This window comes from Kitasatospora sp. NPDC059327 (assembly GCF_042752535.1).
In the GTDB taxonomy this organism is placed as follows: Bacteria; Actinomycetota; Actinomycetes; order Streptomycetales; family Streptomycetaceae; genus Kitasatospora.
Genome location: NZ_JBHYYB010000006.1, coordinates 25361 through 45083, shown reverse-complemented (window position 1 = coordinate 45083; position 19723 = coordinate 25361). Strand labels below are relative to the sequence as shown.

18 protein-coding genes and 3 pseudogenes are annotated in these 19723 nt (G+C 72.4%); 9 read left to right on the top strand and 12 right to left on the bottom strand.

Features of this window, described 5'->3' with window-relative positions:
- The first annotated feature begins 55 nt into the window (after nucleotides 1-55).
- Both ACFXHB_RS05875 and ACFXHB_RS05870 read left to right on the top strand, forming a co-directional pair.
- A complete protein-coding gene (locus ACFXHB_RS05875) occupies nucleotides 56-853 on the top strand; it encodes a VOC family protein (protein WP_380572425.1) in 798 nt (265 codons plus the stop codon).
- Complete coding sequence (locus ACFXHB_RS05870; protein ID WP_380572424.1) at nucleotides 853-1404, top strand: DinB family protein; 552 nt, start codon at nucleotides 853-855, stop codon at nucleotides 1402-1404. The genes ACFXHB_RS05875 and ACFXHB_RS05870 overlap by 1 nt, the downstream gene beginning before the upstream one ends.
- Before the next feature lie 35 nt (nucleotides 1405-1439).
- On the opposite strand, the gene ACFXHB_RS05865 is transcribed toward ACFXHB_RS05870, so the two are convergent.
- Nucleotides 1440-2147 carry an ArsR/SmtB family transcription factor gene (locus tag ACFXHB_RS05865; protein ID WP_380572423.1) on the bottom strand — a complete coding sequence of 236 codons (708 nt, stop codon included), beginning with the start codon at nucleotides 2145-2147 and terminating at the stop codon, nucleotides 1440-1442.
- Nucleotides 2148-2260: 113 nt separating this feature from the next.
- Nucleotides 2261-3193, bottom strand: a complete 933-nt coding sequence (locus ACFXHB_RS05860) for a MerR family transcriptional regulator (RefSeq protein WP_380572422.1) — start codon at nucleotides 3191-3193, stop codon at nucleotides 2261-2263.
- Between the two features lie 92 nt (nucleotides 3194-3285).
- On the opposite strand from ACFXHB_RS05860, the gene ACFXHB_RS05855 reads away from it, so the two are divergent.
- Entirely contained in the window at nucleotides 3286-4848 is a 1563-nt protein-coding gene (locus tag ACFXHB_RS05855; RefSeq protein ID WP_380572420.1) for an alpha/beta hydrolase, read from the top strand.
- Nucleotides 4849-5017: 169 nt separating this feature from the next.
- On the opposite strand, the pseudogene ACFXHB_RS05850 reads toward ACFXHB_RS05855, so the two are convergent.
- Nucleotides 5018-5308, bottom strand: a pseudogene (locus ACFXHB_RS05850) (carboxymuconolactone decarboxylase family protein); the annotation flags it as partial.
- Between the two features lie 21 nt (nucleotides 5309-5329).
- Here ACFXHB_RS05850 and ACFXHB_RS05845 point away from each other — a divergent pair.
- Nucleotides 5330-5779 (top strand): annotated as a pseudogene (locus ACFXHB_RS05845) (cupin domain-containing protein); the annotation flags it as partial.
- Nucleotides 5780-5843: 64 nt separating this feature from the next.
- Entirely contained in the window at nucleotides 5844-6002 is a 159-nt protein-coding gene (locus tag ACFXHB_RS05840; RefSeq protein WP_380572661.1) for a helix-turn-helix domain-containing protein, read from the top strand.
- Nucleotides 6003-6091: 89 nt separating this feature from the next.
- On the opposite strand, the pseudogene ACFXHB_RS05835 reads toward ACFXHB_RS05840, so the two are convergent.
- From ACFXHB_RS05835 to ACFXHB_RS05815, 5 genes and pseudogenes are all read right to left on the bottom strand, one after another.
- Nucleotides 6092-6358 (bottom strand): annotated as a pseudogene (locus ACFXHB_RS05835) (TetR/AcrR family transcriptional regulator C-terminal domain-containing protein); the annotation flags it as partial.
- A gap of 88 nt (nucleotides 6359-6446) precedes the next feature.
- Nucleotides 6447-7574, bottom strand: a complete 1128-nt coding sequence (locus ACFXHB_RS05830; protein WP_380572419.1) for an NADH:flavin oxidoreductase — start codon at nucleotides 7572-7574, stop codon at nucleotides 6447-6449.
- Between the two features lie 495 nt (nucleotides 7575-8069).
- Nucleotides 8070-8795 carry a hypothetical protein gene (locus ACFXHB_RS05825; RefSeq protein ID WP_380572418.1) on the bottom strand — a complete coding sequence of 242 codons (726 nt, stop codon included), beginning with the start codon at nucleotides 8793-8795 and terminating at the stop codon, nucleotides 8070-8072.
- Between the two features lie 94 nt (nucleotides 8796-8889).
- Nucleotides 8890-9756, bottom strand: a complete 867-nt coding sequence (locus ACFXHB_RS05820) for a hypothetical protein (protein WP_380572417.1) — start codon at nucleotides 9754-9756, stop codon at nucleotides 8890-8892.
- Nucleotides 9753-10298 (bottom strand): RNA polymerase sigma factor, encoded by a 546-nt coding sequence (locus tag ACFXHB_RS05815; protein ID WP_380572416.1) that lies wholly within the window; start codon nucleotides 10296-10298, stop codon nucleotides 9753-9755. Before ACFXHB_RS05815 ends, ACFXHB_RS05820 begins: the two co-directional genes overlap by 4 nt.
- A gap of 86 nt (nucleotides 10299-10384) precedes the next feature.
- Between ACFXHB_RS05815 and ACFXHB_RS05810 the strand changes: the two genes are divergently transcribed.
- Nucleotides 10385-11296 carry a serine/threonine-protein kinase gene (locus ACFXHB_RS05810; RefSeq protein ID WP_380572415.1) on the top strand — a complete coding sequence of 304 codons (912 nt, stop codon included), beginning with the start codon at nucleotides 10385-10387 and terminating at the stop codon, nucleotides 11294-11296.
- A 557-nt stretch (nucleotides 11297-11853) separates the two neighbouring features.
- Here ACFXHB_RS05810 and ACFXHB_RS05805 read toward each other — a convergent pair.
- The 3 genes from ACFXHB_RS05805 to ACFXHB_RS05795 all read right to left on the bottom strand — a co-directional run bounded on the left by ACFXHB_RS05805 (nucleotide 11854) and on the right by ACFXHB_RS05795 (nucleotide 15034).
- On the bottom strand, nucleotides 11854-12579 hold the full coding sequence (locus ACFXHB_RS05805) for a PaeR7I family type II restriction endonuclease (protein WP_380572414.1): 726 nt from the start codon (nucleotides 12577-12579) through the stop codon (nucleotides 11854-11856).
- Between the two features lie 13 nt (nucleotides 12580-12592).
- Nucleotides 12593-14173 (bottom strand): Eco57I restriction-modification methylase domain-containing protein, encoded by a 1581-nt coding sequence (locus ACFXHB_RS05800; protein WP_380572413.1) that lies wholly within the window; start codon nucleotides 14171-14173, stop codon nucleotides 12593-12595.
- A 219-nt stretch (nucleotides 14174-14392) separates the two neighbouring features.
- Nucleotides 14393-15034 carry an HAD family hydrolase gene (locus ACFXHB_RS05795; RefSeq protein WP_380572411.1) on the bottom strand — a complete coding sequence of 214 codons (642 nt, stop codon included), beginning with the start codon at nucleotides 15032-15034 and terminating at the stop codon, nucleotides 14393-14395.
- Between the two features lie 105 nt (nucleotides 15035-15139).
- On the opposite strand from ACFXHB_RS05795, the gene ACFXHB_RS05790 reads away from it, so the two are divergent.
- A complete protein-coding gene (locus tag ACFXHB_RS05790; protein WP_380572409.1) occupies nucleotides 15140-15619 on the top strand; it encodes a helix-turn-helix domain-containing protein in 480 nt (159 codons plus the stop codon).
- A 31-nt stretch (nucleotides 15620-15650) separates the two neighbouring features.
- On the opposite strand, the gene ACFXHB_RS05785 is transcribed toward ACFXHB_RS05790, so the two are convergent.
- Nucleotides 15651-16598, bottom strand: coding sequence for a helix-turn-helix transcriptional regulator (locus ACFXHB_RS05785; protein WP_380572660.1), 948 nt, complete (start codon nucleotides 16596-16598; stop codon nucleotides 15651-15653).
- 63 nt (nucleotides 16599-16661) lie between these two features.
- On the opposite strand from ACFXHB_RS05785, the gene ACFXHB_RS05780 reads away from it, so the two are divergent.
- Together ACFXHB_RS05780 and ACFXHB_RS05775 are read left to right on the top strand one after the other, a co-directional pair.
- Nucleotides 16662-17618, top strand: coding sequence for an alpha/beta fold hydrolase (locus ACFXHB_RS05780; RefSeq protein WP_380572407.1), 957 nt, complete (start codon nucleotides 16662-16664; stop codon nucleotides 17616-17618).
- A 416-nt stretch (nucleotides 17619-18034) separates the two neighbouring features.
- Nucleotides 18035-19240 carry a PP2C family protein-serine/threonine phosphatase gene (locus ACFXHB_RS05775; protein ID WP_380572406.1) on the top strand — a complete coding sequence of 402 codons (1206 nt, stop codon included), beginning with the start codon at nucleotides 18035-18037 and terminating at the stop codon, nucleotides 19238-19240.
- The last annotated feature ends 483 nt before the right edge of the window (nucleotides 19241-19723 follow it).

Genomic DNA, 19723 nt, shown 5'->3' with positions numbered 1-19723 from the left:
GGGTCACTGACTACTGTGACGAATCGGGACAAACCGCTACCTGGAGGGCAGGATCATGGCCGTGCTACCCGAGGGCACGCCCTGTTGGGCCGACGCGATGTTCAAGGACCTGGACGCCGCGAAGACCTTCTACGGGGCGGTGCTGGGCTGGACCTTCGGCGAGAGCGCGTCGGAGTTCGGCAACTACACGACGGCGTACTCGGACGGCAAGGCGGTGGCCGCCGTCGTCCCACCGATGCCCGAGGAGGAGGTGAAGTCGGCCTGGTGCCTGTACCTCGCCTCACCGGACGCGGCCGCCACCGTCGAGAAGATCCGGGCCGGGGGCGGCGAGGTGCTGATGGGCCCGATGCGGGTCGGCGACTTCGGCTCGATGGCGATCGCCAAGGACCCGGGCGGCGTCACCTTCGGCGTCTGGCAGGCCGATCGGCACGAGGGCTTCGAGAAGCAGAACGAACCGGGCTCGTACACCTGGGCCGAGGTGCTGACCCGTGAGCCGGGCAAGGCGGACGCCTTCTTCCCCGCCGTCTTCCCGTACACCACCAAGCGGATGGACGCCGACCAGGTCGACTACAAGATCTTCCAGATCGACGACCGGCCCGCGCTCGGCCGGATGAAGGTGGGCCCGGACGACCTGCCGCCGGAGGCGCCGTCGTACCTGAGCGTCTACTTCGCGGTGGACGACTGCGACGCGACCATCGCCAAGGTGACCGAGCACGGCGGGCAGCTGTTCTTCGGTCCGATGGACAGCCCGTTCGGCCGGTTCGCGGCGGTCGGCGACCCGCAGGGCGCGGCCTTCGGAGTGATCGACCTGGGCACGACCGCCGGCGACATGCCCGTCCTGGCGGACGCCTGATGAGTGACGTGGACCGGGTCGGCGGCGAAGACGGCGGCGGGGAGCGGGCGGGTGGGGAGCGGGCCGGTGGGGAGCGGGCCGATCTGCTCCAGACGCTGGACAAGCACCGCGGCTTCCTCCGGTACACCGTCCGCGACCTCGACGACGAGCAGGCCGCCCGCCGGACCACGGCGAGCGAGTTGTGCCTGGGCGGCCTGATCAAGCACGTCACGGGCGTCGAGGAACGCTGGATGCGGTTCGCGGTGGGCGGGGCGGAGGCGATGGGGCGGGAGTCCGTCGACTGGGAGGGCCAGTTCCGGATGGCGGACGGCGAGACGCTGGCCGGTCTGCTCGCCGGCTATGAGCGGGTGGCGCGCGGGACGGGCGAGCTGCTCTCGACCCTGCCCGATCTGGACCTCGTCCACCCGCTGCCGCAGGCGCCGTGGTTCGAGCCGGGCGCGGTCTGGTCCGTGCGCCGGGTGCTGTTGCACGTCATCGCGGAGACCGCGCAGCACGCCGGGCACGCGGACATCATCCGGGAGTCGCTGGACGGGGCGAAGACGATGGGATGACCCCACGGTGGGGTGAGGGTGACGGGCCGAGCCGGTCACCCCGCCGCCGGGTCGAGGGCCACCCCGAGCAGCTCGCGCAGCGCCCGGTCGCCCGCCGGCGTCACCCGCAGGGCCCGGCCGGAGCCGATCCGCTCGACCCAGGCCCGGTCCAGCGCGGCCCGGCAGAGCACCGCGCCGAAGACACCGCCCAGGTGACCGCGGCGCTCCGTCCAGTCCAGGCAGCCGCGGACGAGCGGCCGGCCGCCGGGGCGCCCGGCGTGGACCGGAAGCCCGACGCCGAGGCCGGCCAGCCACTCCCGCCCGGCCGTCGTGACCGCGAGGCCGCCGTCGTCCGCCACCAGCCCGCGCGCCAGGACGGCCTCGGTGACCGCCACCCCGAGCCGGCCGGCCAGATGGTCGTAGCAGGTCCGTGCCCGGGCCTCGGCGCTCAGCCGGGTGGACTCATGCAGCGTGCGCGGTCCGGGCCCCGCCGGGCCGGTGCCCGCCGCGAAGGCGGCGAGGTCCTCGATCAGGGTCGCGGCCGCCGGGTCGGCCAGCCGGACGTACCGGTGCCGCCCCTGCCGCTCCTCGGCCAGCAGGCCTCCGGCGACCAGCCGGGACAGGTGCTCGCTCGCGGTGGACGGGGCGACGCCGGCGTGCCGGGCGAGTTCACCGGCGGTCCAGGCCCGACCGTCGAGCAGGGCGGTGCAGAACGCGGCGCGGGTCGGGTCGGCGAGCAGTCCGGCGAGTTGGGCGAGCGACATGACCCCATGGTGCCCCCGGGACGGTTCGGCGGGTGCCGAAACGTCCCCGGGGGGCGGCGTGACGGCCCCCGCCGGCGTGACGGCCCCGGGGTCCCGGGTGCCCGGCCGCCCGCTCAGGCCGCGGCGTCGGCGAGTTGGCCGGCCAGGGAGGTGCGGAGCCACTCGTGGGCGGAGCCGGGTGTGATGGCGGGCGGGCCGTCGGCCGGGGTGGCGAGTTCGGTGGCGAGTTGCCAGTAGCGGTCGATCACCGGGTCGGCGGTCTGGTCGAGGACGTACCCGAGGTGGTGACGGAACTCCGAGGTGTCGCGCAGGCCGTTGGAGTCGGCGTGCGCGGCGACGAAGCAGTCCAGCGATTCGCCCGCGTGCGACGCCCCCCGCGCCATCTCCGCCGCCGCCAGCTCGTACGCGAGGCCGAGGCCCTGGTAGAGCACCGCCGGCCGGTAGTGCGCACCGGGGTCGCGGAGATCGGGCCGGCAGACGTCGATGCTGAGCCGGCCGGGGGCGGTGAGCGCGTGCATCCGGGCGAAGGTCAGGACCTGGGCCGGGGTCGGGTCGTCGGGGGGCGTCGGGACGGCCGCGTCGACGACCGCCGCGAGCAGCCCGGCGGGGAGCCGAGGGGGCAGCACGCGGCGCCAGAAGCGGGCCATCACGGTGGTGTCGGGCGGGCCGGCCACCAGGCCGATCAGGCGCAGCCGGTCGGCGCGCTCGGCGGGGGTGCAGTCCTGGAGCAGGTGGAGGGCGGCCTCGCGCCAGCGCAGGGCGGCCAGCTGCGACCCGACTTCGGCCAACTGCCGGGCGACGGCGTCCTCCAGGGCCGACTCGTGCTCCAGGACCCGGCCCACCTCGGGGACGGGCAGGTCGAGCGTGCGCAGCGAGCGGATGAACTGGAGCCGGTCGAGCGCCTCCGGTCCGTACCGGCGGTGCCCGCCGGAGCTCCGGCCGGCTTCGGGCAGCAGGCCGCGGTCGGAGTAGAAGCGGACGGTCTTGACCGTGACGCCCGCGCGTTCGGCCAGTTCCCCGATGCTCCACATGACGTCGGGCGACAAGACTTGAACCTCCCTCAGGGGGAGTTCCTACCGTACCTGTGTGCGGGCGGCCGGAAGTCGTCCGGGCGGACGATGCGGGTAAGGAGACGATCATGACGACGTTCGTGCTGGTGTCGGGGCCCTTCACCGACGGCCGGGTCTGGGGTGAGGTGGCCACCAGGCTGCGGGAGTCCGGGGCCGAGGTGCACCCGGTGACGCTCACCGGCCTGGGGGACCGCCGTCACCTGGCCGGTCCGGACACCGGCCTGGAGACGCACATCGACGACGTGGTGCGGCTGATCGACGCGGTGGACGCGCCGGAGGTGGTGATCGTCGGTCACGACTACGGCATCCACCCCGTGCTGGGCGCGGCCGACCGGCGCCCGGAGCGGATCAGCCGGATCGTCTACCTGGACGCGGGCCTGCCCCAGGACGGTGACGTCGCGCTCCAGCTGGTCCCCGACGAGGAGGTGCGGGGCCGGCTGCTGAGCCCGGCGGGCCCGGACGGGGACGACGGGTGGATCGCGCCGCCGGCCGCCGACGGGTGGCAGCGCTGGGGCAGCACCGCCGGGCTCACGGAGGAGGCGCTGGCCGACCTGACCCGGCTCGCCTCGCCGCAGCCGAGCGCCACCTTCACCCAGCCGCTCAGGCTGTCGGGGGCGCTCGCCGCCCTCCCGACCTCCGGCATCTTCTGCACCGCGGGCGGTATGAGCATCGCCAAGCTCGAAGGCCTGATGACGCTCGGCATGCCGCAGTTCAAGGCGCTCGCCGACCCCCGGGTGGGGTTCTTCGACCTGGACACCGGCCACTGGCCGATGCTCTCCCGCCCCGAGGAGCTGGCGGACACCCTGCTCGGCGCCGCCGCCGGTGAGGGCCATCGGCTGGCCGCGCCGGCCGAGGAGCTGCCCGGCTACCTCCGCCCGTTCGTGGTGGACGTGCCCGAGCAGACCCGCGAGCGCGTCGGCCGGCTCGACCTCTACCTGCCGTCGGACCTCGCGGGTGCGGTCGCCGGTGCGGGTGCGGACGCTGGTGCGGACGCGGGCGCGGTGGAGCCGCGTCCGGCAGTGCTGTTCGTGCACGGCGGCCCCGTCCCGGAGAGCGTGCGGCCCACCCCGCGGGACTGGACGACGTACGTCGGCTACGGCCGGTACGCGGCGAGCCAGGGCGTGATCGGGGCGACCCTGGACCACCGGCTGCACTCGCTGGCCGACTACCCGCTCGCCGCGGCGGACATCGCCGAGGCCGTCGAACTGCTCCGCGCCGACCCGCGCGTCGACGGGGACCGCGTCGCCGTCTGGTTCTTCTCCGGTGGCGGTCTGCTCTCGGCGGACTGGCTGTCCGCGCCCCCGGCCTGGCTGCGCTGCCTCGCCGCGACCTACCCCGTCCTTGCGCCGCTCCCCGGCTGGCCCACCGTGGAGAGCCGGTTCCGTCCGGCGGACGCCCTGGCCGGGGCCGGCCGGTTGCCGGTCGTGCTGACCCGGGTGGGCCTGGAGGTTCCCGAGATCGCCGCGACCGTCGAGGCGTTCGTGACCGCGGCCGAGGCGGAGGGGGCGGACCTCGAAGTGATCGACGTCCCGCACGGCCATCACGGCTTCGACACCGTGGACCCGACGGACGAGTCCCGTGCGGCCGTCGAGCAGGCCTTCCGCGCGGTCCTCGGGCACCTGCGCCCCTGACCCGCTCGGCGCGGCGCCCGCGGGGCGCGGTCGAGGACCCGGCCCCGCGGGGGTGGCGCCGGGTCCTCGACCGACGTCGGCGGGTCGGGTGCCGGGCCTGTCTGGCCCGTCGGCGCCGCAGCCCCGCGTCAGTGCCCCGGTGTCAGTGCCCGGTGTCAGTGCCCCGGTGTCAGTGCCCCGCGCGCTCGTCGGTGCCGGGGACCTTGGCGGTGCCGAGGGCGATCCGGTTCCAGGTGTTGATGGTGAGGACCAGTGCCAGCAGCCGGGCCAGTTCCTCCTCGGTGAACTGGGCGGCGGCCCGCGCGTAGACATCGTCCGGCAGGCCGGCCTGCCCGATCAGCGTGACGGACTCGGTCAGCGCGAGGGCGGCCCGTTCCTACTCGGTGAAGAAGTGCGCGGCGTCCTGCCAGACGGCGACCAGGTGCAGCCGCTCCTCGCTCTCACCGGCCTTGCGGGCGTCCTGACCGAGGCGCTGAGCTCGATGCGGACGGGGCAGCCCACGTCCGTACGCACCGAGGGCCGCGCCCCCTGGGGCCTGTGTCTCCCCCCGGTCGCCGGTGCCGGGTTCCACGTGGTGCTGTACGGGACGTGCTGGCTGGTCCCGTTGGAGGACGCGCCCGGCGCGGAGCCGATCGCGCTCAGCCCCGGCGACGTGATCTTCCTGCGCGACGGCCGCGGCCACATCCTCGCCGACGACCCCGCCACCCCGGCCGAGGCGGAGCGGCCCGACCAGTACCGGCCGGGCTCGCCGATCGGCATGGTCACCCTCGGCGGCGACGGCCCCCGCACCAGCCTGCTGTGCGGCAACTACCACCTGGACCAGGGCCGGCCGCACCCGCTGGTCCGCCAACTGCCCGAGGTCATCCACCTGCCGACCCGGCACGGCCGGCACCCCGAGCTGAGCGCGGCGGTCCAACTCCTCGGCACCGAGCTGGAGAAGCCCCGGATCGGCTCGGCGGGCATCGTTCCCGCGCTGATCGACTCGCTGCTGGCGCCTGACCGCCGCCGCCACCCTCCTGCGCGAGTCCGAGGCCCCGCTGACCACCGTCGCCGCCCGGACCGGCTACGGATCCGAGTACGCCTTCGCCAAGGCCTTCAAGCGGGAGTACGGCCAGCCCCCCGGCAGCTACCGCCGCACGGCCCGCGCCGCCTGAGGGCTCCGGGGCGCCCCGCCGGGTCGCACCGGTCGCGGGGCCGTCGGGGCCGTCGGGGCGGCACACCGGACTCACCGTCGAGCGGGCGGCTACCGGCCGCGGCCGGTTCCCTCGGTGGTCCGCAGGCGTTCGAGTCCGTCCAGGAGCAGGTCCAGCGCGAACTCGAACTCGGCCTGGTCGTCGCAGGTGCCGACGGTCGACGCCGCGTCGTGTCCGACGGCTCCGGCCAGTTCCGCGATGTGGGGGTAGGCGCGCGCCGGCTGCCGGAGGAGCGCCGGGTCGGGGGCGGCGGCGGTGTCGTCGAACAGTTCCTGGCTGAAGCCCAGCAGCCGGCTGCCCATCGCGTGCATCGCGTGGTCGTCGCCCGCCGGGGCGCCGCGCCGGCGGGGAGACGACGAAGGCCCGGAGCGTCGCGACGCTCCGGGCCCGCCCGCGCCGGAACCCCTAGCTCAGGGTCTGCAGGGCCGCCGGGTCGTACGACCGCAGCTCGTCGAACCGGCCCGCCAGCACCTTCGCCGCCCACCGCGGGTCCTGGAGCAGCGCGCGACCGACCGCGACCAGGTCGAACTCGTCGCGCTCCAGACGGTCGAGGAGGTTGTCGATGCCCTGGACCGGGGCACCCTCGCCCGCGAAGGCCCGGAGGAAGTCGCCGTCGAGGCCGACCGAGCCGACGGTGATGGTGGGCCGGCCGGTGAGCTTCTTCGTCCAGCCCGCCAGGTTGAGGTCCGAGCCCTCGAACTCCGGCTCCCAGTACCGGCGGGTGGAGGCGTGGAAGACGTCGACGCCGGCCGCGGCGAGCGGCGCCAGGACCGCCTCCAGCTCCTCCGGGGTCTCGGCGAGCCTGGCGTCGTAGGCCTCCTGCTTCCACTGCGAGTAGCGGAAGATCACCGGGAAGTCGGGTGCGACGACCTCGCGGACGGCGGCCACGATCTCGGCCGCGAACTTCGTGCGGTCCACGTGGTCGCCGCCGTAGGCGTCGGTCCGCCGGTTGGTGCCCGCCCAGAGGAACTGGTCGAGGAGGTAGCCGTGGGCGCCGTGCAGCTCGACGCCGTCGAAGCCGGTGCGCTCGGCGGCCGCGGCGGCCTCGGCGAAGGCGCCGATGACGTCGTCCAGGTCCTCCCTGGTCATCGCCCTGCCGGTGCCCTCGGTCCCGTCGATGCGCAGGCCCGAGGGGCCGACGGCGGGGGCGTCGGCGAACGGCGGCTGGCCCTGCTGGCGGACCATGCCGATGTGCCACAGCTGCGGCACGATCGTGCCGCCCGCCGCGTGGACGGCCTCGGTGACCTCCGCCCAGCCCGCCAGCTGCTCCTCGCCGTGGAACCGCGGGATCCGGTCGCTCTGACCGGCCGACGCGTGGCCGACGTAGGTGCCCTCGGTGATGATCAGCCCCACCCCCGCGGCGGCGCGCCGGGCGTAGTACGCCCGCACGTCCTCGCCGGGGACGCCGCCCGGGGAGAAGCTGCGCGTCATCGGCGCCATCACGATGCGGTTCGGGACGGTCAGGCCGTTCAGCGCCAACGGCCGGGCGAGCAGCTCGGCGGCGCGGGAGGCGGAGGACGCGGTGGTGGTCATGGAAGTCCCTCGTTGCCAGACGATATGTGCACGTGCATTGAATGTCTGAAGGTGCAACCACTTCGCCCCCCACGGCATTTCGCCCGTCCTCCGGGCCCCCGTGTGATCCCGGCCACGCGCTCGATGTCCCGATGCCTCGATGTCCCGGGGGCGGAGACGACCCCGGCCCGGCCCTGTCCGGAGATTCGCTGTTCGCCTTCGGCCTCCATCGGCACCTGGACGGTTCGGCGGCCCTTGTCGCGGCCACGGGACCAGGCCCTGCGGCGAGTTCGTAACGCCGTTCACCACGGCGAGCGGCGCGACCGGGCGAAGGGAGTGGAGGACTCCCGGGGGAGCTGCCCCGGGCTCGACGCCGGCGGTGGTCACGCCGGTGGAGTGCGCGTGCGGAGTGCGCGTGCTCACCACCGGCCCTCGGGCGCACGACCTCCGGCCCGTGCGGCCCCGTCGACGGTCGGGGCGGCTCCGCCCGGCGGCGCGGGCGGAGCCGGACCGCCGTCAGGAGGAGAGGCGCTTCAGCGCTGCGGTGACGAGGCCTTCGACGGAGCTCGGGGCGGCGGTGGGCCGGCCGGTGAGCTCGACGACGGCGACCCTGGTGCCACTGCGCAGGACCGCGACCGCGCCGCCGGCGCTGCCGTCGCCGCCGTAGGACGGGTACCAGCGGGCGGTGCCGCCGGCGGCGGTCAGGGTGTGGGCCGCGCCGTAGTGCCAGTGACCGGCGGGCTCGTCCTGGCAGTCCTCCACGAGCGCGACGAGCTGCTTCTCCCAGGTGGTGGCCAGGCCTCCGGCAGGGGCACTCGCGGCCGACTCGATCAGCAGGCCGTCGGTGTCGAAGGTCCAGTTCACCGACGCGTACGCGGTGGCCTTGTCCTTGGTCAGGTCGCGCATCGTCTGCTCGCCCGAGCACGCGGAGAGCCCCTGGCGCCCGGTCAGCGTGACGGTCGCGCCGACCGGGTTCAGGCCCCGCTGGAAGTAGTCCTCGCTCTGGACGAGGGCGGCGGAGCCGAGTCCGGGCGCGGCGACCGCGGCCGGCGTGGCGGTGACCGGAGTCGGCGTGGCGGTGACCGGGGCGGCGGCGACCGCGGTGCGGTGCGCGGCCCCGTCGGCGGTGGCCGACTGGGTGCCGACGACGCCGACCGTGACCAGTGCGGCGGCGAGGAAGGCCGCGGCGGCGACCCGGTCGCGGCGAACGGACTTCTGCTGGACGGCCTGGTTCTCGGTCATCTCATCCCCCTGCTGGTCGGGACGCCCGCTGCGTCCTCGTACAACCGGGGAGATGCCGCCGGCGGAGGGAAAGTTGGAGCCCCGACCGGCTGTTTCACAGCTGTGACAGAGCGGTCCTGACGACCCGGTTCATCGCGGCCGTCCCCAGGCACGCGTGGACCTCCAGCACCCCGTAGTGGGTGCCGCTGCGCAGCACGGCGATGCCGCCGCAGGGCTCCGTGCCCTCGGGGGCGGTGCCGGTGGTGTTGAGGGACCCCGGGTAGGCGCCCATCCAGCTCGCGGTGACGTCCGGGGCGAGCCGCAGCGTCGTGGTCCGTCCGTAGACCCAGTGCCCCGGCACCGCCTCCTGGCAGGGCACCTCCTCCAGCAGCAGGCGGTCGGCGAAGTTCTGCGCCAGGGAGGCGCTCGGGGCCTCGGCGGCGACCTCGCGGGCGACCTGGTCGACGCTGTTGTCGGCCAGCGTGGGGTCGTCGCGGTCGGTGCGGGTGCCGGTCGTCAGTCCGCGGAAGTGGGCACCGGGCCCGCCCAGGGTCTGGGTGAGGGTCTTCTCGCCGGAGCAGGCCGCGTTGGCGTACGCGCCGTCGCCGTACCGGTCGGTGATGTGGATCTTCCCGATGCCGGCCTCCGGGCCGAACGCCGCGGCGTCCAGCAGACGGGCGGTCGTCACCGGCCCGGTCGCACCCGCCGGTGAGCCGGAGGCCGAGCCGGACGGCGACGACGCGGCCGAGGACGCGGGCGTCGGGAAGGACGCGCCGGCCGTCGCGAGCGGGGAGGCGCCGCCGGAAGCCCCGTCTGCTGCGGCACCCGACGGCCCTGCCGGCCGCGCGCTGGCGCCGGGGGGCGGTGGCAGGACGAAACGGCCGGCCGCCAGCCCGAGCGCGGCGGCCGCCACCAGGGCGGCGACGGCGGACCGGAGCCGGACGACGGCGTGGCCGCCACCCGCCGCGGGGGTCCCGTTCACAGAACGCCGACCAGGCGCTCGCGCATGAAGCGCCGCGCCTGGTGGATGCGGTCCTTGACCGTGCCCAACGGGACGTCCAGCTCCTCGGCGACCTGGACGTAGGTCAGGTCGCCGAGGTCGCGCAGCACGAAGGACTCCACCAGGGTGGGGTGCCGCTGCTCCAACGCGGCCAGCGCCTCCATCAGGTCGAGCCGGGTCCCGGCGATGACACTGGTCGTGCGCGGGTCGACGGACTCGGGGAGGTCGGCGTGGCTGTCCTCGGCGCGCCGGCGCATCGAGCGGTAGGTGGATCGGGCGGCGTTGGACGCGATCACCGTCACCCAGCCCAGGAAGGAGCCGCGACCCCCGTACTCGCCCAGGTGCGTGCTGATGGACAGCAGCGCGTCCTGCGCGGCCTCCTCGGCGTCGGCGTGGTGGGGCAGGAAGCGCGAGCAGCGGCGCAGCACCACCGGCCGCAGCTTGGCCAGCAGGTACGCCAACGCCCCCGGGTCCCCCGCCTGCGCGGCCACCACGAGCCGTTCCAGCTCGCCTTCCTCGAACACCCGGAGCCCCCCGTTCCGTTCCGTCGGCCTGCCACGCGTCGAACGGGAGTTTCGCCCTCCCCCCGACTCCGGCAGAATGCTGCCACATGCGCAAGCTCGGTCGTTACCTTCTCGTGGAGCGGATCGGTGCCGGCTCCTTCGCGACGGTCTGGAAGGCCTACGACCCGGAGCTCGACACCGAGGTCGCGGTGAAGGTGCTGGCCGAGAACTGGGCCGCCAACGCCGATGTCCGCGAACGGTTCCTCGCGGAGGCGAGGCTGCTGCGCCGGATCGCCAGCCCGCGGGTGGTCCGGGTGCACGACGTCGGGGTGCACGAGGACCGGCCCTACTTCGTCATGGACCACGTACGCGGCGGCACGCTGGCCGACCGGGTCGGGCAGTGCGGGCCGCAGGAGGCGCTGCGGCTGGCCGCGGAGGCGGGCCACGCGGTCCAGGTCCTGCACGAGGCGGGCGTGGTGCACCGCGACATCAAGCCGTCCAACCTGCTGCTCGCCGCCGGCCCCGATCCCGCCGGGGTCCTGGTGGCGGACCTGGGCAGCGCGAAGCAGCTGGCCGACGCGTCCGGACTGACGGTGACCACGGGCACGCCCGCGTACATGGCGCCGGAACAGGCCTTCCAGACCGGCGGCTTCGACGGGCGGGCCGACGTGTACGCGCTGGCCGTCGTCACCTACGAGCTGCTGACCGGCCAGAAGCCGTTCGGCCCGGGCGGCCGCGCCACAGCCCTGATGACGGACCAGCCGGCCGCGTCGACACTGCCGGCGCTCCCGGCGGGCCGGGAGCTGCCGCCGGGGGTGGACCTGCTGCTGCGCTCAGCGATGTCCGTCGACCCGGCCGACCGACCGCCGACCGCCCGGGCCTTCGCGGAAGCGCTGCTGGCCCCGGCCCCCCAGCCCCGGCCCCGGGCACGCCCCGGGCGGCTGCCCCTGCGGGTGGTCGTTCTGGCGTCGGGCGCGGTGTTCACGGCGACGACCCTGCTCAGCTGGCTGTACCGCTGAATCCGACAGCGACCGGGTGAGCGGCCCGCGGCAGGGCCGGTGCGTGCGGTCGTCGACGATGACGACGGTCCGCTCACCGGTCCCGCCGGCCACGCGCACACGAACGGGACCGGAACCGGGACCACGAGACGACGAAGGCCCCGACCGCCAGGAGGTTGGGACCTCGTGCTGCCATGGCCGACAGAGGCGGAGGACACGAGATTCGAACTCGTGAGGAATCGCTCCCAACACGCTTTCCACCTGTTCGTCCGGTTGTCCGGTGGGGTCCGGGAGCGCCCTGACCTGCGGCGGAGCGTCTCTCAGGTGGGACTTTGGACGGTGCTGAACGGACACGAATGCAATTGGAACTGCAACTGCCCCGGAGTCTGTCGGTCCTGGCCTGAACTGGGCATTCATCGACCTCCGGCCGATCCGGCAGTGCCGCGCCCGCTGCGCTCCGTCCGAGCTGGCGAGGTGGATTGCCCTCTGCCCGTCGCTGTGGCTTCCAGCCACGCGGACCCCCGGCGGGGGCTCCTCCGGACCCTGCCCCCGCCGGCACGTTCAGCCCCCGAGGCCGCTCAGCCGGGCAGGCCGAGCTCCTTCAGATAGGTGAGTCGGGCGTTTATCCCAGCTGCGAAGTGCCTCCAGTCGAGGCTCTCCACCAGCTCGATGGGCTTCGGATCTTCGGCGGAGGATGTGACGTAGCAGGCGGAGTCGTAGAGCTGTTCGCCCAGCAGTCGCTCGCAGAAGATGCCGAAACGGTCCTGGTACGAGGTGCCGTGCCAGATCTCGTCGGCGGGCAGGGCCCCCTCGGCGATCCTGACGGGGCGCCGAGAGCCTTCGCCGTCCTGCATGATGAAGAAGTAACCGAGCCAGGGCTTCTCCTTCGGGAACAGCTCTGCGAGGGCGGCACGGCGGAGGTCAACCGCACTGCCGAGCGCCTCTTCGACTCGGTTGTTGTAGTTGTTGCCGTAGGACGGTCCCCCGAGCGCCTTCATTTCGAAGGCCGCGACCAGCACGTTCTCGTGGACAACGACGAGGTCCCACTGCTTCTGCGGGCGGTAGTAGCCGGGCAGCTCCAGGCCCTGGCCCTTGGTGACGCGAATGCTCTCCGGTGGGTAGCCAGCCTCCAGGAAGAACTTCGACAGGAGGATCGTGATCGCATCGAAGTGCTTACCGCTGCGCACTGACCCGGCGGTGCCGGCGCCGACCGCGTTCTTGATCGCAGACTGCTCGTCCTGCAACTGCTTGACACCCCAGTACGCCGCTATGGCGTCCTCGAAGTCCTGACGGGTAACCGTCAAGGTCTGTTCCTCTCTAATCCGGCAGCTCGGTGAGTCCATAGACGCGAAGGGCGGCCTCTGTGGCGGCCTTCACGTCACGCTTGTCGAATGCGTCGGCAAGGGCGGCCCGGTCACTCTCGCGGATGGTCGCAGGGTCGGGCACGCGAATCTTGCGCAAGTACTGCGCCTGGAACCGCAGGGTTCCCCCGCGCATCTTGACCGCGTACGCCTCTACGAACGCCCCCGCGACCTTGGACAGGAGCAGGCCCCCGAGCACGCGCATGTCCCAGACATCCGAGACGATGAAATACAGGTTGTGGTGAGGGTACAACCCACCCTCGTCGATCACCGGATGGATCGTCAGCTTCATGTCTGGGAAGAGGAGTTTGGGCCTAGCCGTCAGCCGGTGGTCGACCTTGTCGATGGTCTTGTACCACCGCTCCGGCTGCTTGACCGCCACGTATCGCTTGCGCAGTGCGCCGCCGTGCTTGCGGAAGTAGGCCGCGAGCAGGGGGTAGCGGGTGAGGTCGACCAAGTCACCCTGGGTGTTCCACGGGTTGACCAGATACGAGCCGTTCCAGTGGATGGTGCCGCTGGTGGTGTCGCGGACCATGGCCATCGGCAGAAGCCGGTCCTCCTCGACGAGCTTCTCGTCATCGGTGATGAAGACCTTGTCCGCGCCCGTGGCGATGCCGATGCCGACACGGGTTCCTGTCGTCTCGTCCTCCAGCAGGCCGAAGCGCTCGCTGAGGTCTTCGAGGACGGCGAGCCTGGCCGGTGAAGCAGAGGGCCACGAATCCTCTTGGGGGAACCAGTGCGGCAGGCGGGCGGCCTGCAGAGCGTTGGTCGTGATCGGTTCCGGGGAGCCGCCTTGATACCAGGAGAGGAACTCGCGAGATTGGGCTTCCCCGAAGGCACGGGTCGTGTCGGCGGCGACAGCTCCGCCCTGCTCTCTGCGTGAGATGACCGTAATCGCCGGGTAGGCCGAGACCTGATCCTGGAACGCATCCACGTCGTGCATGACCAAGGACAGGTCCATGCTGAAACGGCGCGTGACCAGCTGTCGCAGCTTGCGGCCGTACTGGTTCCGCATCCAGCGGTCGGCGCAGATGAATCCGAGCTGGCCGCCGGGCTTGAGGCTCCGCAGGGCCACCTCGTAGAAGCCGATGTAGATATCGGCTCGACCACCCATTGTGGAGCAGGAGTTCCGGTAGGCGTCCATCCGCTCGCTGGGGACATCCTCAAGCCGGATGTAGGGCGGGTTACCGACGACGATGTCCGCGAGGTGCGCCGAGTCCGGCTGAAGCAGGTAGTCGCCCGGCTTCACCCAGCCGGTCGCCACCTGCCGGGCATCCTTACGCCCCCAGCCGTCGGCGTACAGCTCCTGCTCGACGAGCCTGCGGCTCAGTGCGACATTGCGGTCCAGGAGGTCAAAGGCCCGGAGCGCCCCCGCTGCGTCGGTGATCGGGCGTCCGCGGGCTCGGCAGGAGGCGCTGATCCGTGAGGCGATCACGCCGAGGAACGCCCCCGCTCCGCAGGCGGGCTCGACGACCGTCAGTTCCGAAAGGTCCTTGTCGGACGTATAGCCGAGAAGATCAAGGATCAGCTCGACCACCCAGCGCCGCGTGAAGACCTCACCATGCTCGACTGCCTCCGACGGGAGGTCGGGGAGAGCCGTAGGGTCGACGCTGAAGAGGGATAGAGCTGTCACGACTCGACACTACAGGGGCTCCTGTGGTGCCGTTCTGGCCAGACACGAATGGGTGGCCCGCCGCTACCAATCTCGACGAGCGGCTCCCGGGCAGCTGGGTCCCATGTGCTTCGAGGGCGTCGTCTACGAGAGCAGAGGAGCCAGATCGGTGATCGAGTCGACCTGCCAATCAGCGTTGGCCTTGAGAGCTGGGTCGTCTGCCTGGAGGTATCCCCAGGGACCTCGGCGGAGGTGCGCGGTACGCAGGCCGCTGGCCTTGGCGGCGATGATGTCGTTGTCGCGGTGGTCGCCGACGTAGACGATCTCGTCCGGGCTGCCGGGTGCCCAGTCGACGACGCGGGCGAAGAATCCCGGGTCGGGCTTCGCCACACCCCACTGGCCGGAGGTGGCGATGGCGTCGACCGGGAGGTCGAGATTGGCGAGGAGCTCCGCGGTGCGTGCGGTCTGGTTGCCCGCGATGCCCACCCAGAGGCCGGCGGAACGCAGGGCGTCGAGGCCGGGGCGAGCGTCGGGGTAGAGGTCGGCCTCGCTGATGGACTCACCCTTGCCAGCGTCTTCGCGGGCCTGACGCTCGGCGACTAGGTCGAAGCCTGGCCGGACGAGTCGCAGGGCCTCGGCGTTGTCCTGGCCGAGAGCGGTGACCGTGCCGACGAGGACGGCGAGCGTGTGCCGGGGGACACCCAGCCAGTCAGCCCAGGAGCCCCAGAAGGTGGTGTCGTCCATGAGCGTCTCTCCGACGTCGAACACCACTGAACGGATCGGCATGTGTCACTCCTCTCAGATTGCGGATGGCGTCAACTAGGCCCGGCCGACGCGCTTCTGGGGCGAGAATACGTGGCACGCGACGTATCGGTCGGGCAGGAGTGCCATGTGAATGCATCCACCGAGCATCTCGGGCAGCGCTTACGCGAGCTGCGGAGCCTGCACGAGCTCACCCAGCAGGAACTGGCGGATCTCGCCGGGGTGTCGAAGTCGCTGGTGAGCAAGGTCGAGTCGGGTCAGCGGCCGGGGAGCTGGTCGCTGGCGGTCGCGGTGGCCGGTGCCCTGAGGCTGGAGGTCTCCGTTCTTCTCGGTGAGGGGCAGGACGGAGGGGCAGTGGCGAGCCGAGGTGGGGCATGCCTGCCGGAACTGCGGCGTCTGGCGGCGGTGTACGACTGTCCGCCGGAGCTTGGGCGCGAGCTCCGGCCGCTGCCGGAGCTCGCGCGGGATGTCGCGCGGGCCGGGCATCTGCGACTGCAGTGCCAGTACGGAGCGCTGGGCGAGATCGAAGGCGCCGTCGAAGCCGTCCGCCCCGTGCTCGACCTACCCCGCGTCCTCCAGCCGATCGGCCCGGCCGAGCCCCGGAAGTGATCGGCCTCGAATCAGCTCGGTGGATCCGGGCTCAGCGGTAGCGCTCGACGAGCGCGTCGCCGATCGAGGCCAGGCGGGCCCGCACGTTCGGAGGGCCGGTCACCTCAAGCCATTCGACGAGCCCGGCGAGCTCGCCGGCGAGGGTGTACTCGTCGCGGCCGCGGATGACGACCTCGATGCGGCCGTCGGTCGCGGTGCCTCCCACTTCGAGTCGATCGCCGAGTCCGATCCGGAGTATGCCGATGCCCTGGGGCGTGCAGAGCGCCTGGATCTCCAGGGGAGTTCGCCTGCGTTCGACCTCCTCGGCGATCTCGCGCCAGCTCCCGGCGAGGTTGAAGTCCTCGGGCCGGTCCACCGGATCGTCGGTCGGATCGGCGGACGACACGCGGTCGATCCGGAAGGTCCGTCGGCCGGTCTCGGTACGGGCGACGAGGTACCAGGCCGGGCCTTTGGCGACGATGCCCAGCGGGTGGACGGTTCTGTTCGTTCCGGCGCCTCTGCCGTCGACGTATCCGAGCCGCACCTGGACGCCGCGGATCACCGTGTCCTGGAGTGCGTCGAGGAAGCGGGGTGGTGGGTGCTCGGCCCGGTTCGCCCCCCATTGTCGTGGGTCCGTCACCAGTGATGCCGCCGCCGCTTCGGCCTGCGCGCGGAACGGCTCCGGCAGGGCGTGGACGAGTTTGCGCAGAGCCGCTTTCACCGCCGGTGCCGCGGCCGAGGCCGGGCCGGCGAGCAGGAACAGGGCACGGGCCTCACCCGCGGTCAACCCCGACAGGTCGGTGCGGGCGCCGCCCACCAGGCGCCAGCCACCGCCTCGGCCTTGCATGGAGTAGACGGGTACCCCGGCCATGGCCAGGGCGTCGAGGTCGCGGCGGGCGGTGCGCTCGGAGACCTCCAGTTCCCGGGCGACCTCCGCTGCCGTCACCTGCTCGCGCCGTTGCAGCAACAGGAGGATGGCCACTAGCCGGTCGGTCCGCACGCCCATAAAACTCCCACGCAAACCGGTCACGAGGTGACCGGTTTCGGGACACAGGATGGCGGCATGACCTCAAGCGATTTCCCCGAACCCACTCTCGTCCCGGTCAACGGCGTGGAACTCGAAGTCTTCGAAACGGGCCGGGAGAACGCGGGAAAGCCCATCGTGCTCTGCCACGGCTGGCCGGAGCACGCCTTCTCCTGGCGCCACCAGATGCCCGCCCTCGCCGCGGCCGGCTACCACGTCATCGCCCCGAACCAGCGAGGTTACGGCCGCTCGTCCCGCCCGGTCGACGTGGCGGACTACGACATCGCACACCTGTCGGGCGACCTCGTCGCGCTCCTCGACCACTACGGCTACGAAGACGCCACCTTCGTCGGCCATGACTGGGGCGCGTTCGTCGTCTGGGGCCTGACGCTCCTGCACCCCGACCGGGTGAACAAGGTGATCAACCTGAGCCTGCCCTACCAGGACCGCGGAGAGAAGCCCTGGATCGAGTCCATGGAAGCCGTGCTCGGCGGCGACTTCTACTTCGTCCACTTCAACCGGCAGCCGGGCGTCGCGGACGCCGTCTTCGACGACCACACCTTCCAGTTCCTCCGTAACCTGTACCGGAAGAACGAGCCCCCCGCGGAGCCCCGGCCGGGCATGGCGCTGATCAATCTCGCCAGGGCGGAAACACCACGCGGAGAGCCCGTCATGAGTGACGGCGAACTGGCCGTCCTCGTCTCCGCCTTCGAAACTTCCGGGTTCACCGGCACCATCAACTGGTACAGGAACCTAGACCGCAACTGGCACCTGCTTGCGGACGCGGACCCGGTCATCCACCAGCCCATCCTCATGATCTACGGAGACCGGGACCTGGTCGCGAGGGCCGAGAACCTGGCCGAGTTCGTCCCCAACGTGGAAGTGGTCAGCCTGGACTGCGGCCACTGGATCCAGCAGGAGAAGCCCGAGGAAACGAACCGGGCGATCACGAAGTGGCTGGAACATCAGGACCGGCCGAGCAGGCGGACCGGCTGAGCCGAGGCCTCAGCCAATCCAGACGCCACACGTGAAACCCCGCGCGCGAGGCATCGGCCGGCGGAGGATACGGGATTCGAACTCGTGAGGGATTGCTCCCAACACGCTTTCCAAATGTTCGTCCGGTGGTCCGGGAGTGTCCGCAGGCATCCTGACCTGCGCCGGAGCGTCCCGCCGGTCGATGACCGCACGGTGCTGGACGGGGGTGAATGCAACCGGAACCGCAACCACGGTAGGGCTCTGCCCCGCCCGACCCGGCGGGCGACCCGGCGGGCGTACCGGCGGGCGACCGGGGGCGCGATGCACTGCTGTCGGGCGTAATGGAAGGACCCGCCCCGGCGAACGGCACAGGGGTTTCGGGGTCGATCGAGCCGGTGCCGAGTGCCGTGACCGGAGGAGGACGGCGGTGAGCGAGGATGCGCGGTGAGCGTTCGTCCGGCGCGGCGGGGCCGGACCGGTCGGAGGGGCGCGGCGAGTGTCTGCTGGGCGCGCTGCTCGATCGGGCCCACGAGCTGCAGCCCCAGCTGATCGCCCCGCTGGTCGCCGACGTGGTGCGCGGGCTCGGCGGTCGTGACTCGGCGCTCCTGCTGCAGGACTACGGCCAGCTGGCGCTGGTGCCGCTGCCGGAGCGGGGGCCGGCGGCCGGGGAGCCGGTGCCGATCGACGGCTCCCCCGCGGGTACGGCCTTCCTACACGGTGCCCTGGTCGAGGAGCCGCAGGTCGACGGGGTGCGGGTGTACCTGCCGTTGCTGGACGGTGGTGACGAGGTGGGGGTTCTGGCCCTCACGCTGGACGCCGTCGATGACGACGACCGGCGGTTGTTGCGGCGCCTCGCCGCCCTGGTCGCCGATCTGCTGATCACCAAGAGCGGCTACACCGACCGGATCTTCCAGGCCCGGCGCCTCGAACCGATGAGCGTGGCGGCCGAGATCCAGTGGTCGTTGTTGCCGCCGATGTCGATGACCGTCCAGCGGGTCGCCGTGGCCGGCATCCTCGAACCCGCCTACCAGGTGGCCGGTGACAGCTTCGACTACGCGCTCAATGACGACCTCCTGCACGTGGCCACCATCGACGCCATGGGCCACGGGCTCGACGCCGCGACCATGGCGACCGTCGCCATCGGCGCGTACCGGCACGCCCGGCGCGCCGACATCGGGCTGGCCGAGATCTACGCGTTCATGGACCGGGCCATCGCCGAACAGTTCGGTCCGGACCACTTCGTCACCGCTCAGATGATGCGCCTGGACACCCTGACCGGCCACCTGCAGTGGGTCAACGCCGGCCATCCTCAGCCGCTGCTGATCCGCGACCACGTCGTCATCGAGCGGCTTGAGAGCGAGACGACCCTGCCGGTCGGTTTCGGCGGCGAGGAGCCGGTGATCAGCGAGCGGGTGTTGCGGCACGGGGACCAGGTGCTGTGCTTCACCGACGGCCTGATCGAGGAGCGCGAGCCCGGCGGGGAGCAGTTCGGGGAGGAGCAGCTCATCGACTGGGTCAACCGGGTCGAGCGCTCGCAGGCCGGAGTGCGGGCCGTGGTGCGGGCGCTCTCCAACGTCCTGAAGGAGAAGCGGGGCGGGCGCACGAGCGACGACGCGACCCTGTTCCTGATCGAATGGCGCTGAGAGGGGCGGCACCCCCGCGCCGGCTCTCCTTGCCGGTCGGCAGGCCGGATCGGCGAGGTGCGGCGGACTACCGTGGGGACATCGGGGCGGTCCAGCTGCCGCTCCCCGACCGTCGGCCCTCGTTCGGTGGGGCTGGTGTGTGTCCACACACAGGTGGCGAGCCATGTCGGACGAAACCGGCGTGAAACTCTCGGCCGACGCCGGGGCGTCGGCGGAGCCCTCGAAGGGGCCGCTGGACCTGCGGTACGAGGACGGCGCGGACGACGGCGTCACCTTCGAGTACGACCTGCACGCCGGCGGCGCGCTGCGCATCCTGCGGGTCTTCGAGGACACGCCGCACCGGATCGAGGCTTGCTCAGCCCGGGGCGTGGCTCCAGGTCGCGGACACCTACCTGCGAAGCGGCTCCGAGTACTGACGACGATCCGTTCCGCGGGAACCGCAGGCCCCGGCGGCGGTTCCCGGGACGGTCGGCGGTGGCCGGG